9 protein-coding genes are annotated in these 15,464 nt (G+C 46.6%); all 9 read left to right on the top strand.

Features of this window, described 5'->3' with window-relative positions; all coding sequences use genetic code 11:
• The first annotated feature begins 6 nt into the window (after positions 1–6).
• Positions 7–1,515: a sugar ABC transporter ATP-binding protein gene (locus AC3WU2_RS30255; protein ID WP_492458540.1), complete on the top strand. Its 1,509-nt coding sequence runs from the start codon at positions 7–9 to the stop codon at positions 1,513–1,515.
• A gap of 81 nt (positions 1,516–1,596) precedes the next feature.
• Positions 1,597–2,643: a sugar ABC transporter substrate-binding protein gene (locus AC3WU2_RS30250; protein ID WP_492458539.1), complete on the top strand. Its 1,047-nt coding sequence runs from the start codon at positions 1,597–1,599 to the stop codon at positions 2,641–2,643.
• A gap of 24 nt (positions 2,644–2,667) precedes the next feature.
• Positions 2,668–6,378, top strand: coding sequence for an alpha-L-fucosidase (locus AC3WU2_RS30245; RefSeq protein ID WP_492458538.1), 3,711 nt, complete (start codon positions 2,668–2,670; stop codon positions 6,376–6,378).
• A 195-nt stretch (positions 6,379–6,573) separates the two neighbouring features.
• Positions 6,574–10,536: a glycosyl hydrolase family 95 catalytic domain-containing protein gene (locus tag AC3WU2_RS30240; protein WP_492458537.1), complete on the top strand. Its 3,963-nt coding sequence runs from the start codon at positions 6,574–6,576 to the stop codon at positions 10,534–10,536.
• 203 nt (positions 10,537–10,739) lie between these two features.
• Positions 10,740–11,405, top strand: a complete 666-nt coding sequence (locus AC3WU2_RS30235; RefSeq protein WP_492458536.1) for a GntR family transcriptional regulator — start codon at positions 10,740–10,742, stop codon at positions 11,403–11,405.
• A 78-nt stretch (positions 11,406–11,483) separates the two neighbouring features.
• Positions 11,484–12,245, top strand: coding sequence for an SDR family NAD(P)-dependent oxidoreductase (locus tag AC3WU2_RS30230; RefSeq protein WP_492458535.1), 762 nt, complete (start codon positions 11,484–11,486; stop codon positions 12,243–12,245).
• Positions 12,246–12,283: 38 nt separating this feature from the next.
• Positions 12,284–13,381 carry a mandelate racemase/muconate lactonizing enzyme family protein gene (locus tag AC3WU2_RS30225; RefSeq protein ID WP_492458534.1) on the top strand — a complete coding sequence of 366 codons (1,098 nt, stop codon included), beginning with the start codon at positions 12,284–12,286 and terminating at the stop codon, positions 13,379–13,381.
• 104 nt (positions 13,382–13,485) lie between these two features.
• Entirely contained in the window at positions 13,486–13,812 is a 327-nt protein-coding gene (locus AC3WU2_RS30220) for an L-rhamnose mutarotase (protein WP_492458533.1), read from the top strand.
• A 780-nt stretch (positions 13,813–14,592) separates the two neighbouring features.
• A partial coding sequence (gene ltrA / locus AC3WU2_RS30215; RefSeq protein ID WP_492458532.1) for a group II intron reverse transcriptase/maturase occupies positions 14,593–15,464 on the top strand: 872 nt, incomplete at its 3' end.

Below are 15,464 nucleotides of genomic sequence, written 5' to 3'. Positions count from 1 at the left end.
GAATGTATGCTGGAATTGAGGAGTGTTAGCAAATTTTTTCCAGGTGTTAAGGCGCTCGACAATGTGTCCATAACATTCAAACCTGGTGAAGTTCATGCACTGTTAGGGGAAAATGGCGCAGGGAAAAGTACGTTAATCAAAATCATCTGCGGCATATATCAACCCGATGAAGGCGAGATTCTATTAAACGGTAAGAAAGTGCGATTCGAAAGCTTTCGTGATGCCTTGGATCACGAGATAAGTATTGTGAATCAGGAAATACAAGTTATTCCTCAATTCAGTATTGCTGAGAATATTTTTATAGATAAGATCGAAAAGTTTGCAAGCGCTGGCATTGTCAAATGGAAACAGATCAATACCGAGGCAGCCAGATATTTAAAGATCGTCGGTTTGGAAATGGATCCTGCAACCTTGATTGCCGGACTGAGTGCAGCACAGAAGCAGCTCGTTCAAATCGCCAAAGCGATATCTTCAAATGCAAAGGTGTTGCTGCTCGATGAACCGACTTCCTCACTAACGAAACATGAAGCCTTAAAACTATTCACGCTTGTGACTAAATTAAGAGAACAAGGTGTAGTGCTTATATTTGTGTCGCATAAACTTGAGGAGGTTCTATCCCTTTGTGATAAAGTATCCGTCATTCGCGATGGCAAGTATGTGGGTACTATGGATCGTGGGAATGTGACCAAACAAGATATCGTCAAAATGATGATTGGCCGGGAAATGAAAGATCATGATTTAGGTCAGTTGGATATTAACACAAACAATAAAGTGCTAGAAGTGAAGCATCTAACGCAAGCAGGGCGATTTAACAATATTAATCTGGATTTGCACGAAGGTGAAATATTGGGCTTTTATGGCCTTGTAGGATCCGGAAGGACAGAATTAGCCAAGATCTTGATCGGCGAAGATAAGATGGACGCTGGTGAAGTATGGATACACGGCAAGAAGGCGTCTATTCATAGTATGGCGGACAGTCTATACAAATATCGATTAGGATATGTTTCCGAGAACCGCAAGGAAGAAGGCCTTCTTCTGGAGGAAACTGTAAAAATAAATATCGGAATCACCATCTGGAAGAAAGTTGTTCAGCCTGCGATCCATAAAATAAATTTGAAATTGGAAGAATCCGAAGCAGAGCAAATGATTAAAGCTCTTCATATCAAAGTTAATAATTCTGACGATATTGTTGGTGGACTGAGTGGGGGTAATCAGCAAAAAGTAAGTATTGCGAAGTGGATCGCCGCAGGCTGTGATATTTTAATTATCGATGAACCTTCTGTTGGTGTCGATGTCGGGGCGAAGGAATACATTCATCAGCTGATTTGGAATTTAGCGAAGGTTGAGAAGAAATCGATTATCGTCATTTCATCTGACTTGCCTGAACTGTGTACGCTCGCTAGAAGAATCCTCGTATTTCGAGAGTTTCAAATTGTAGGTGAACTCAATGATATTAATGATAGACCTTACTCGTATGAGGAGTTAAGCGGAAGGATTGGTCAATATTTAGCTTAACGCATGTAAAGTTGTTGAATTGGGGTTATATACGCCCAGTTAACATAGCTTTGAAAGGATTAGTAGAGGAGGAAGAATAAAATGGGAAAAACAAAGAAGAACGCTCTTGTTTCACTCATGGTACTTTCACTTGTAGGCACGCTGGCAGCTGGTTGCAGTACCTCTAAGGGAGGAGATCAAACGGCTTCCAGAGAAACTGATTATAAATTAGGTTGGTATGCCTCCGCTCCGCACCCCTATTTTGAAGAAGTGAAAAAAGGTGTCGAAGCTTTTGAGAAAGAATACGGCATTACTATAGAGAAACAAATTGGTCCAGACTGGAATCAAACGAGCGAAACTGACAATGTAGGCGCCTTAGCGGCTAAAGGGATTAAATACTTTTCCATATACCCATCTGACGGTAGTGGAGCAAACGGATTGTACGAAGAATTAACCAATCGTGGCGTGAAGATTGTCAATTTCGGCGCATCTACAGTTCAACCAACGACAGCATCTTTCTTTGTCGGAACAGACGCTAAGAAGGCGGCAATGGTTGCTACAGAAAAGCTGATCGAATTGATGGGAGACAAAGGGAACATCATTAACATACTTGAAGTGTTGGAAGATTCTAATACGATTCTACGCAAACAAGGTGTAGAAGAAGTTGTGAAGAAACATCCAAATGTAACAATTATTCAAGAGATTTCTGGCATGAAGAGTACGGAAGAAGCTGTTCAGAAGATTGACAGTGTTATAGCCGCAAATATCGATAAGGTAGACGGTATTATTGCTACCGGATTTACGCCTACTGTTGCAATAGCTCAGGTTATGGGTGATTACAAAAGCAAAGGCAACAAGCGAACGATTCATTCTATTGGAATTGATACGGATCCAATTGTTGTAAAAGCCATTAAAGATGGCACCGTAGATGCGACCATTGCACAGAATTCATTCGGTGCAGGCTACTTGTCTATGTTGTTGTTGAAAAAAATGGCCGACGGATGGGCACCAAAACAAGATTCATACGCAGTCGATGGCGGTATTGTTGTCGTTACGAAAGACAATGTTGATACGTTCCAAGACGATATTATGAAAGTAACAAATGATCTTAAAGCGAACTTAGAAATAAAGTACTTGGAGAAAAAATAAAAGAAATTGAAAGGGGAAGGGCGTATGAAGAACAGATCGTTCAGACTTGTCGGATTCCTGTTGGTGCTTGGGTTGCTAATGGCGCAGATTCCGGTTGTGTCCGCAAATGCGCCGTTGCAGGCAAGTGGTGATCTGGTGAGCAATCCAAATTATGCGCTTGGCGCTAAGGTTACCGCGTCGGAAGCTTACAAAGACGGAAACTATGATCTGAAGGCCGAATACGCGGTAGATGGCGATAAATCCACCTGGTGGGCAACGAAAAACGATTGTGTCAGCGCGACCTATGAGTTATCGCTGAAAAGCGCTTCGAAGATCAACCAGTTGGGTCTACATGAATACGGCATCTACAATAATTTGAAAACGGTTACAGTCGAGTATAAAAGCGGCAGCAACTGGACGGCGGTTTCCCATGTCAAAAAGCCTGTGTATGCTGGTCAGTCCCGCACCGTCGTGTTCGATGAAGTGATGGCTAGTGAATTCCGGCTGACCTTGACGACGGTGAATCCTCCGGAGGGTTTGAATTTCAGCGAAATTCAACTGTGGTACGAATTGCCGATTTGGGTTCAGGCGACGGCGACCAATTCCGACAACAGTAATCCCGCCCTCAATTTGGTGGATGAGGACCCTGCCACCGCCTGGCTCTCCGACGGCAGCGAGAAGCAGTCCGTGATCGAAATCGAGTACGGCGTTGCCAAGATCGTCAATACAATCACGGTAGACGAGGCCAAGCAGACGACCGGCAAGCTCAAGACCATTCAGGTAGCGTACTGGGACGGCGCGGCGTGGAGAACACTGAAAACGGTGGACTGCGCAAAGCTACCGTACAAAAAGAATATTTTCTTTGCGTCTGTCACCACCAGCAAGATTCGGCTGACCGTGAAGACGGACACGAACGGGGCCATGAAAATCAACGAGATCACCGCCCAGGAATACCCCGCAGCAGATATACCGCTGGACACGGGCCTGATTGAGCTGGAACCGAATGTGGTGCCGAGCGAGCACCAGAAGACAATGGTAGATCGCGGCTACACCATGTTCCTCCACTTTGGTATCAATACATTCACCGAGAACGAATGGTCTTACGGTGATCTCTCTCCCGCTACATATGCGCCGACCTCCATCGACGCCGACCAGTGGGTAAAAACTGCCAAGGAAGCCGGAATGAAGACCGTGCTTCTGGTGACCAAGCACCACGATGGCTTTGCCCTGTGGGACAGCGCTTACACCGATTACGATGTCGGCAATCCGCTGTCCGGAAGCCACATCGATGTATTGCAGGCGGTCTCCGACGCCTGCAACAAGTACGGCATCAATATGGGCGTCTACTACTCTGCGTGGGACAACAATTGGGATCGAAAATACGGTAAGCAGAATGACGCCAAATACAACGAGTACGCCAGGAATCAATTATCGGAGATCATGAGTGGCAAATACGGCCTCAAGGACGAAAACGGCCGTGGCGTTATATCAGAGCTGTGGATCGACGGGAATTGGGAGAAGGCTGCCCAACGGTGGGAATTTGGCAAACTATACGACACGGTCAAAAAACTCCAGCCCAGCAGTCAGGTTGGCCTGAATTGGACGATCGGAAGCACCGATGGCACGGTGAAAGGCATCCCCGATCATAAGGAGGGCGACAACATCTACTATTTCCCCTCTGATTTTAGATTGGGCGACGGCATGGAGACAAGTGACAACGATCCGAAGCTCTTTACCTATCGCGGTCAGACCTATTACCTCCCTTTCGAGGCGACGCTAGTACTCAACAGCTCTTGGTTCTGGCACACGGGTTATGGCACAAGTCCGTCCATGTCTCCGAATACGATTGCAGCCAAGTACAATAAATACAAGAATGAGGGCAACATCCTGGTGCTCAACAGCGGCCCCAATCGCCAGGGCAAACTCGAACAGGCCGACATTGATTCGCTCTACGCCGCCGCCAGAAAGCTCGGCATCGCCAGCGGAGATGCACTGAAAAAGAACCTTATGGATTTGGAGGCCAAGATTTATGGACGTAACCTCGCGCTGAAGGCGACGGGCACTTCCGATCACACGTATACGGAGATTCCCGTCTATGGAGTCGAAAAAATGTTCGATGGCGATTCAGTATCGCGCTGGGCTTCGCGCGGTGGTGATACGGAAAGCATCGCGAATATCACCCTCGCCGGGGAGCAGACCTTTAATACGCTAGTGCTAACAGAGGACGTAAATTATGTCGGAAGAACGGGAAGTGTCACGATTCAATACGAAAAAGATGGTCAGTGGATCGACATTCGGACAAAAGCGAAGCTGCAAAACGGAATACTGACAATCGTACTGGAGACATCGATCACGGCAACCCAACTGAAGTTGATCGCAATCGACGAGCAAAAGAGGGGCCCGACGTTCTCCGAGTTCGCGCTGTATATGGTAGACTCCGGGGCGCTGCCAGAGATCGAGGCTACCGCAGAAGAGTCCTCGCTGAAGGTGGGGGAGAGCACCCAGCTTGTTGTGCAGGATTCGGTGGACAAAGTGGATTTGATGAAAATCGCGAAGTTCGAATCCAAGGATAGCACTGTCGCAACTGTGAATGTTGCCGGTAAGGTTACTGCCGTAGCCTTTGGTGAGACCGACATCACTGTCACGGTGCATCTGGCGGGCAGGACGTTCACCAAGCAGGTGCCCCTGACTGTCACAAATGGCTATGAGATCAAGGCAACCCAGGCCGAAGGCGGCGTCATCAGCCCGGCAAACGTCAAGGTCGACAAGGGAGGCAATGCCACGTTCACCATCATGGCCAACGACGGATACGTCATCAATGACGTGTTGGTCGACGGCAATTCCGTGGGCACTGTAACCAGCTACACCTTTAATAAAGTGGATGATAACCACATCATCACCGCCGTCTTTGCCAAGAAGGGAAGCGCACTGCTGGGAGCAATTCTGAAAGGGGCGGGCAATGTCCGTGCAGGCGAAGCGTTTAACCTGACCTATGGATTGGAACATGTGGCTCACAGCATTTACGCCCACGATCTGACATTCACATACGATCAGTCGAAAGTGGAATTCGTCTCTGCGGAATCCGTAAAAGATGGCTTTGATATCGTAAGCCGTAAGGAAGCGCCAGGGGAAGTTCGGATTCTGGCGGCTAGCCTCGGAACAAGCAACGGGGTAAACACGGATGGCGATCTGCTCAAGCTGCATTGGACAGCCAAGCCGGTCAACGAATCGACGTCAGCCGAAATCCGGCTCGCACATGCGGTTGTCTCCGACGGCGACGGCGCGGAAACCTCGTTAACGGACGCTTCCCACAGCGTACAGATCGTCTTTGTTGATAAAGCGGCATTGAGTGCCCTCATTGCCGACGCCCGATCGAAGCATGATGCGGCTGAGGAAGGCACCAAGCCAGGCAAATATCCGTCAGGCTCGAAAGCGAAGCTGCAGGCGGCGATTGATCAAGCTAAAGCTGTGGCCGAAAATGCAGCGGCTACCCAGCAGCAAATCGATCAAGCGGCCGTTGCGTTGAATGAAGCGCTGCAAGCGTTCCTCGCTTCGGTGATCTCGCGGATTCCGGGGGACATGAACGGGGACGACAGAACCAGCATCGGGGACCTGGCTATTATAGCAAGCTACTATGGAAAAACCAAGGAAGATCCGAACTGGAATCTTTACATGGCAGCCGATCTTAATGGTGACGGCGTGATTGACATTGTGGATCTTGCCATTTTGGCAAGGAAGATTCTTGAAGTTGAATAAACCGTAAGAAAGATAGTTCCAGAAATAACGGGAATTCTACATTATTCCGCGATTCCTTCAACGAGGGGATGGCATGCTGCCATCCCCAGAAAAGTGCAGGCGTGTTTTTCCATCTCTATGAGACTAGCGAACCTGATTATATCGTTGCTTCAATTAATGCCCAGGTATAAATAAACTTAGGAGGGTGAATGTGAGATGTTTTTTGCAAGAAGCAAATATTTTAAAATTAAGGTAGTGAGCGTGGTTATGATTGCAATGATGTTACAATCGGTAACGTCTATACCTGTTTTAAAAGCAGCATCAACAGTCACTTATACAGGCGAGGCGGATCCTCCGGAGCACAAACTTTCGCTGTGGTATCGGCAGCCGGCAAGCAATTGGCAGTCACAAGCGCTCCCTATCGGAAACGGTTACATAGGTGGTATGGTATTTGGCGGCGTGGATCAAGAGCGCATTCAATTTAATGAAAAAACGCTTTGGACAGGAGGCCCCGGCTCTTCAGCATCTTATTCATTCGGGAATAAGGATGGAGCTGCTTCTCATCTTGGAAGCGTTCGCTCAAAACTGGATTCGGGTGACATCCCCGGCGCCGGCACCGAGGCCAATACCTATTTAACCGGAGTCCAAACGGGGTTCGGCGATTATCAAAACTTTGGCGATATGTATTTCGATTTTAAATTGCCTTCTTCCATGACGATTAATAATTACCGCAGAGAATTGGATTTACAGGATGGAATCGCCAGAGTTTCTTATACTTACGATGGTGTCGACTACCTTCGAGAGTATTTTGTCAGCTATCCGGATAAAGTTATGGTGATGAGGCTCTCAGCCAGCCAGAAGGGGAAAATATCGTTAGACGTTCGGCCGACTAGTGCCCAAGGTGGTGCGGTAACTGCAAGCGGCGATACAATTACAATCCGAGGCAATGTCCGCGATAACCAGATGTTGTACGAATCCCAAGTGAAAGTGCTGAACGAAGGGGGGGCGATAACGCCTGGTACTGGGAAAATCACAGTTGCTGGCGCGGATTCGCTTACAATTGTGCTCGCTGCAGGCACGGATTATATCAACAGTTACCCGATTTACAAGGGAGTCGACCCTCATGATCAAGTGACATCGACGATCCAAGCAGCCTCAAGCAAATCATACGATTTACTAAAGAGCAATCATTTGAATGATTATCAGGCTTTGTTTAATCGTGTAACCTTGAATTTGGGAGAATCCACACCACAGATCCCTACGGATCAGCTTATATCTGGTTACAGCACGACGAAGGATAAAGCGTTGGAGGTACTCTTTTATCAATATGGCCGCTACCTGCTGATTGCATCTTCGCGTGCCGGTTCCCTTCCTGCAAACCTGCAAGGGATATGGAACAATTCGAATACGCCGCCTTGGGACAGCGACTATCACTTCAATATTAATGTTCAAATGAACTATTGGCCGGCTGAAGTAGCTAATCTGGATGAAACCATGGTTCCGCTAATCGATTATGTAGAATCTCTATTGTCTCCTGGCCGTGTGTCTGCTGAGAAGCATTATGGCGTAACGGGTGGAGGCTGGACGGTAAATACGATGAACAATCCGTTCGGGTTTACTGCACCGGGCTGGGATTTCTATTGGGGCTGGGCGCCTTCGGCCAATGCTTTTATTGCCAACAATGTTTGGGATTACTATAAGTTTTCTGGTGACACAACCAAATTAAATCGCATCTATCCGATTTTGAAAGAAGCTTCGCAGTTCTGGACAAAGTATCTAGTCGCAGACTCGGACGGGACGCTGGTTTCTTCGCCTTGCTACTCGCCAGAACAAGGGGATATCAGCAAAGGCTGCGCGTTTGATCAGCAGCTGGTATGGGATTTGTTCACGAACACGATAGAAGCGAGTAAAACTCTCGGCATCGATGAATCATTCCGCAGTGATCTCATCGCCAAGCGTGATATGCTATCTCCCGTTAAAGTCGGCCGATACGGTCAAATTCAAGAGTGGAAGCAGGACATCGACGATCCGAACAATACACATCGACATATATCTCAGTTGGTCGGTCTCTTTCCAGGCAAACAGATCAACAAAAATACGCCGCAGTGGTTGGAAGCTGCTATCGTGACCTTGTTACATCGCGGAGATGATGGCGGCTACGGCTGGGCTCTTGCCAACAAAATGAATCTATGGGCACGTGCGTCAGAGGGCACTCATGCTCATACCTTTCTAGAAGGACAGCTTAGCAAATACGTATTTAGTAACTTGTTTAATATTGGAGGACCCTTCCAAATTGATGGGAATTTCGGTGCGACATCCGGGATATCGGAAATGCTGCTTCAAAGCCACCTCGACAATATTGATATTTTGCCTGCACTGCCTTCGTCATGGACGACGGGAAGCTTCTCCGGTCTAAAGGCGCGCGGAGGATTTGAAGTAGGTGTATCTTGGACGCAATCCCGGGCAACGAACATTCAAATTAAATCGAATGCTGGAGTTACAGCTGTTGTGTACTACCCGAATATTAATGGGGCCACAGTTGTTGATCAGAACGGTGCGTCGGTTACCTATACGGTTGTCAACAATGATCAAATCAAGTTCGATACGCGTGCTGGTTCAACCTATACGATTCGTTCCATTCGACCTATGGATAACAAGATTAAAAGCATCCTAGCCCCAGCGGCGATAACGGGCGTGGCGATCGGAACGGCAAAGACAGCGAAAGCTCTAGGTCTGCCCAGCAATGTAAAGATGTTCACTTATGACGGTATGGTGGATGCCAATGTGTCATGGGATATGAACGGCATTAGCTACGATCCGGCGGCAGTCACCGGGCAGACCTTCACCGTAACAGGAACCGTCATCCTGCCTGATGGCGTCAAAAACCCAAATAACGTACCATTGACCACAAATGTTCGCGTGACGGTCAATACAATTCCGAAGTCTCAAATGAAGGCAACTGCAACAAGCGAGGAAACAAGTAGCGGAAATGATCGGGCTTCCAACGCGATTGATGGAAACACACAGACGATGTGGCATACCAAGTGGGATAAGTCCGATGTTCTCCCGCAATCGATCACCTTGAATCTTGGCGGAAGCTATCCTATCAGCCAAGTCGCGTACTTGCCAAGACAATCCGGCCCGAATGGCATCATTACAGGCTATAATGTCTATGTCAGTGCAGATGGAGTAACCTTTACGAAGGTGGCAAGCGGTAATTGGGTGGGCGATAATGCTGTGAAATACGCGACTTTTGCATCGATTGATGCAGCCTATGTGAAGCTCGAAGCAACGGCTGGCGTCAATGGATGGGCATCTGCGGCGGAAATCAATGTATTAGTTGACACTACATCCGGGCCACAGGCGGTGATAGCCGGGTCTGATAACGTGAGCCCTGGCCAAACGTTTAATCTAACGATGGGGGTGCGCAGCGTTACGCAAAGCGTATACCAGCGCATGTACGCGCAAGACGTTACACTCCATTATGATAAGGCGAACCTGCGGTTCGATGCAGTAACATCCCTGAAGGACGGATTCCAGGTCATCGACCAGAAGGAGACGGTGCCGGGACATATCAGGATTGTAACTGCCAACGTGGGGGCGAACGAAGGCGTGCCTGCCCAAGAGGATATGTTAAAGTTCAAATTTACGGTGAAATCCGACATTCAGGCAACCCAATCGTCTGTATCTGTAGGAAATATTGTTATTGCGAACGGTGAAGGGAACGAGCTGCAGGTTGCTGGATCCTCCCACGAGCTACAAATTAGCGTATCCGTAGATAAGACACTATTGAATGCTACGATCGCTACCGCTCAGACTAAGCACGATGCTGCCGTGGAAGGGAATGAGCATGGTCTGTACGTGATCGGCTCCAAAGCGAAATTGCAGTTGGCGATTGATGCAGCGCGTGCAGTTGCAAATGATCCGAATGCTGTGCAGAAGCAGGTGGACAGTGCGAAAGCCGCATTGGAGGCGGCCATTCAAACGTTTGAGAGCAACCGAATTTCCGCGGATATCAATGGAAAAGACGGTGTCACCGTTGGAGACCTGGCAATTGTCGCAGCTGCTTATGGTATTCAAGAAGGTCAGCCAGGCTGGATTGCGAAAGCGGACGTCAATCATGACGGTAAGATTGATATTGAAGATCTAGCGATTGTAGCGAAAGCAATCTTACGTTAGAGCGACGCTGTACATGATTCACTTGATCTAATTTGTCAGAAGCCATTGATAACCTACTCTTAGGGGACAATGGCTTTGTGGCTAATTTGATGAATTTTAACATCACTTTCGCTCCAATATGTAAATGCAAAATATATTGTATATATGTCCATTTTTTGATATCATTAATCATGTACGATTTTAGTCGGAGTGGAGTGGAAGTTTTGAAAAAAAGTTTAAGCCGGTATGTTTTGACAGATGAAATTTATGCACTATTAAAAGATCAAATTATCAATCACCAGATTGTTCCTGGGGAAAAAATAAATATCGATCAATTAGCTCGTGAACTTGAGGTCAGCAATATTCCTATTCGCGAAGCGCTATCCAGATTGACTGCTGAGGGCTTGGTGAATATGGTGCCGTTTAAAGGCATGTATGCAACGGATATGACTCTGCAAGAACTGGACGAAATTTTTGAAATTAGAATGGAATTAGAATGCTTGGCTATTAGAAAAGCAGCTTCCAATATACCTAATTCTTTATTAGTTGATCTGAAAATGGATATGGAGAGATGGTCTAACAAAAAGCCAGAGGAAAATACCGAGAAAATCAATTTGATCGCCGAGATGAACCAAAGTTTGCATGGTTTAATCCTTGATTACTGCTTGAATCATACTTTAAAAAACTTGATTACAATGTATATAGAGAAAATACAGAGATATTTAACGGTTATTCAAAAAAGAATGGATCAACAACTGATTGAAGAGGAATGGCAAGAGCATATGCTGGTTATAAGTTGTTTGGCAACAAGGAATGTTGAGGAAGCGGAGCAAGCTTTGCTGAAGCATTTGATTAATTCTCACGCACGTACTAGAAGCTTCTTTATCTAATTTTTTTAATTATTATCATACATGATTAATGATTTATTATAATGCGACTTTTTATAAAACGAATGGAGGCAAGCCTAAATGGTGCTGTCTGGTAAAACATCCATCGTGACAGGTGGCGGATCGGGAATTGGTGAAGCGATTGCACGTTTATTTGCTGCTCAGGGCGCAAAGGTAGTCATTGCGGACTGGAATGAGAAGGAAGCCGTCCGTGTGGCAGATGAGTTAACGTCTATCGGGCAATACGCGACAGCGGTGAAGGCTGATGTTTCGAATGAAGAGGATGTTCGCGCGCTCATCCAAGAAACATTAAATAAGTTTGGTCACCTGGATATCATTGTGAATAACGCTGCCGTTATTTTGCCTAAATTTCTAGAGGACATTGAATTGGATGAATGGGACCGGCTGCTCAACATTAATTTGAAAAGTGTGTTCCTTATGATCAAGCATTCACTCGCCGAGCTAAGGAAAACGCGTGGAGCCGTCGTTAATATGGCTTCGTTAAACGGTTTGGTTGGACAAAAGATGAATCCCGTATATGCCGCGACCAAAGGCGGAATTATCGCAATGACGAAATCACTGGCATTAGACTATGCGACGGATGGAATTCGTGTAAATTGCATCTGCCCTGCCGGAGTCTCTACGTCACTATTACAACAGTGGATTCAAGAGCAGGATGATCCGACAGCAACCATTCAGATATTGAATGATATGCATGCGCTGGGTAGACCAGCTACTTCGGAAGAAGTCGCTCAAGCCGCGCTCTTCTTAGCCAGCCCTCAATCCGGTTTCGTTACAGGTGTAGCTCTTCCCGTTGACGGCGGGGCGTCACTTGGTTACTAAATAGGTTTCGCATATACCAAACTTAGGAGATGGATCAGATGAAAATCACTAAAGTGGAAAGTTTTGTATTGCATGTACCGATTACACCGCCGATCACAGATGCTATTAATGTTGCTACACACTGGGGGTTATCTGGTGTGCGCATTTTCACGGATGAAGGTTTTATTGGATACGGATATACAGGAACATGTGCAAATGGCGATGATATGATCGTTGATACGATTGATAAATACTATGCGCCTCTTTTAATTGGCAAAGATCCATTTATGGTCAAAGAGCTGTGGGACGAGATGCGATTTGGAAAAATGCATTGGATCGGCCGATCGGGCGTCACGCATATGGCGCTGGCAGCTGTAGATATCGCGCTGTGGGACATTATGGCGAAAGCGTCGAATAAGCCGCTGTGGAAGTACCTCGGAGGAGCGAAGTCGAAATCAATTAAAGCATATAATACGAACGGCGGTTGGCTTAACTGGACGCAGGAGCGTCTGCTAAAGGACGTAACGGATATTGTGGAGCAGGGCTTTACTGGCGTGAAAATCAAAGTCGGCAAGCCAGATCCGCGTGAAGACTACGATCGTTGTAAGGCTGTAAGGAAAGCAATTGGAGACGATGTCATATTCATGATCGACGTCAATCAGCAGTGGAACATTAATACAGCGATGACTTGGGGCAAGAAGCTTGAGGAATTCGATTTGTTCTGGCTGGAGGAGCCATTAAATCCGGATGATATTATGGGACATAAAAAGTTGGCTGACGAGTTGAACGTTCCCATTGCTCTAGGAGAACATGTGTACAACAAATATGCGTTCAGGGATTACATTCACCAAGGCGCAGTCGAATATTGCCAGGTTGATGTCACTCGTGTAGCAGGTATTACAGAATGGCTGCAGGTGGCTGGTTTAGCTGCTTCGTATGATATCCCAATTTGTCCACACGTTGGCGATATGGGTCAAATCCACCAGCATCTTGTAGCCTCTACGCAAAATGCTATGATGTTGGAATATATCCCTTGGATACGTCACATTTTCGAGGAGCCTGCGACTGTAAAAGAAGGGCATTATGTGCTGCCTGAAATGCCTGGAGCTTCGACAACGATTTTGCCTAAGTTTTTTAATCAGTATCGCGTGAGATAAGATAAGTTTAAGAGAAGGAGCTTACGCCTATACAAAAGCTGCGATATTAGGCGAACGGCTTCAAAGTTTAAAGGCATTCAAGCTGAATAAAAAGGATGCGTACTATGGTGAAGCGATATGGAAATGTAATCAAGGTTAAACCAGAGAAACTCGAAGAATATAAAATGCTGCATGCTGATGTGTGGCCAGACGTACTCAAGATAATCCATGCGTGCAATATTCGAAATTATTCCATTTATTATAAAGACAGCTACTTATTTAGTTATTTTGAATACATCGGTGAAGATTTCAAGAAGGATATGGCTAAGATGGCAGCAGATCCTGTTACCCAAAAATGGTGGGAGTTATGCGATCCATGCCAAGAGCCATTGAAGACACGGCTTAATGGAGAATGGTGGGCATCTATGGAGGAAGTTTTTCATACTGACTGAAAAATAACAATGAAAAAAGCGATCTTCGAGACGGTTATTAGACCTGTATCTCGAATGATCGCTTTTTTGCTATGCAGCGAATGTCGTGTGATCTGTCGTAGTTTTCCTCCGCTCAAACCCGGTGATTGCATTGCTAGCGTTCGCTAATGTCCCACGTAGCACCTTCTATTACGGGTAAAGCAGTTTGGCAAACCCAGTTGAATAGCCAGGGAGCAGATTACTGCAGTAGCTGCTCCTTGTTTTCATTGAAGGCGTGCCCAGAGGTACGCATCTTCTAGCCGGTGAAAGTCCGGCCATGGGAGGGGCCAAGCCCCCATGTAGCTAGGATGCCTGCATACGGCGAAAGCTGTGTGCAGAAGCGCATCGACAAAAGTTCTGTCGGAGATAGAGCGAGCAACATACCAGGCCGTAACATGAAGTGAATCCTGCCGCGTCGTTAAAAACGCCTCGCAAGAGGGACAAGGGGAAGCCGAACCTCGCTTCAATAGGTGAAGGCCATGGAAACTGCTAAGTACTTGGAGCGGCAGTGAAGAATCCTCCGGCGTAAGGGGATCGGCATGGTATGAAAGAGGATGCAGTGAACTGGGGAGACCCTCCCCTGCACGGATTTTTTTTTTTTTAAACCCGTAACGAAGTGATCTATAAGTCCAAAAGATGAAATGATTAACTTGCAGGAAGGGAGTCCGAGGGGCTCATAGTACTGAGGAACTGCAGGACAACACAACCTGTAGGAGGGAAGGGGCCCTACTTTGTTCATGTTTCTTAAGGAGGTACGAATCAGTGAATGCCCAAAGGCTAACAACACCAAAGGAAAAAGTTCAACAACTCCAAGAGAAGTTAGGTCATGCGGCCAAGGAGAACAAGAAACGTAAATTCCACGCCTTGTATGACAAGGTACATCGATGGGATGTCCTATGTGAAGCATGGAAACGAGTACGAGCCAACAAAGGATCAGCGGGAGTAGATGAGATGGCCATCGCAGACATTGAGAAGCTCGGAGAAACAAACTTCCTCCGAGAATGTCAACGAATTCTGCAAGATGGCAACTACCGTCCTCAGCCCGTACGTAGGCACTACATTCCAAAGAAAGACGGAAGCAAACGTCCACTAGGTATCCCAACGGTACGAGACCGCGTCATACAGATGGCAACGAAGCTCGTCATCGAGCCCATCTTTGAAATGGATTTTCAGGAAGTCTCTTTCGGATTCCGTCCGAAGAAAAGTGCCAAGCAAGCGTTAGATCGAATCCGTAAAGCATGTAACCGTAAAGGAAATTGGGTATTAGACGTCGATATCCAAGGCTATTTCGATAACATTAACCAAGAAAAGTTAATGAAATTGGTGCAAATGCGCATTAACGACAGACGGATTTTGAAGTTAATACGAGAGTGGCTCCAAGCAGGTGTCATGGAAGAAGGAAACATACGACGTTCCGACTTAGGCACCCCACAAGGCGGGGTGATTTCTCCACTACTTGCGAATATTTATTTGAACTACTTCGACATATTGTGGGAGAAACACGGAAAAGGATCAGGTGAATTAACAAGGTACGCAGATGATTTTGTTATTGTTTGCAAAACCAAGAAAGACGCAGAACAAGCGCACAAACTGGTGCGAACGATAATGGAGCGACTGGAATTAACCCTACATCC

This window comes from Paenibacillus sp. EB106-05-06-XG162 (assembly GCF_058791655.1).
This window is presented reverse-complemented; position numbering and strand designations above follow the sequence as displayed.

What these genes read in the sequence shown, in the direction of transcription:
- AC3WU2_RS30225 (WP_492458534.1), top strand. Translation starts at nt 12,284, where the DNA reads ATGAAAATCACTAAAGTGGAAAGTTTTGTATTGCATGTACCGATTACA.
- AC3WU2_RS30230 (WP_492458535.1), top strand. Translation starts at nt 11,484, where the DNA reads ATGGTGCTGTCTGGTAAAACATCCATCGTGACAGGTGGCGGATCGGGA.
- AC3WU2_RS30255 (WP_492458540.1), top strand. Translation starts at nt 7, where the DNA reads ATGCTGGAATTGAGGAGTGTTAGCAAATTTTTTCCAGGTGTTAAGGCG.
- AC3WU2_RS30245 (WP_492458538.1), top strand. Translation starts at nt 2,668, where the DNA reads ATGAAGAACAGATCGTTCAGACTTGTCGGATTCCTGTTGGTGCTTGGG.
- AC3WU2_RS30220 (WP_492458533.1), top strand. Translation starts at nt 13,486, where the DNA reads ATGGTGAAGCGATATGGAAATGTAATCAAGGTTAAACCAGAGAAACTC.
- AC3WU2_RS30250 (WP_492458539.1), top strand. Translation starts at nt 1,597, where the DNA reads ATGGGAAAAACAAAGAAGAACGCTCTTGTTTCACTCATGGTACTTTCA.
- AC3WU2_RS30240 (WP_492458537.1), top strand. Translation starts at nt 6,574, where the DNA reads ATGTTTTTTGCAAGAAGCAAATATTTTAAAATTAAGGTAGTGAGCGTG.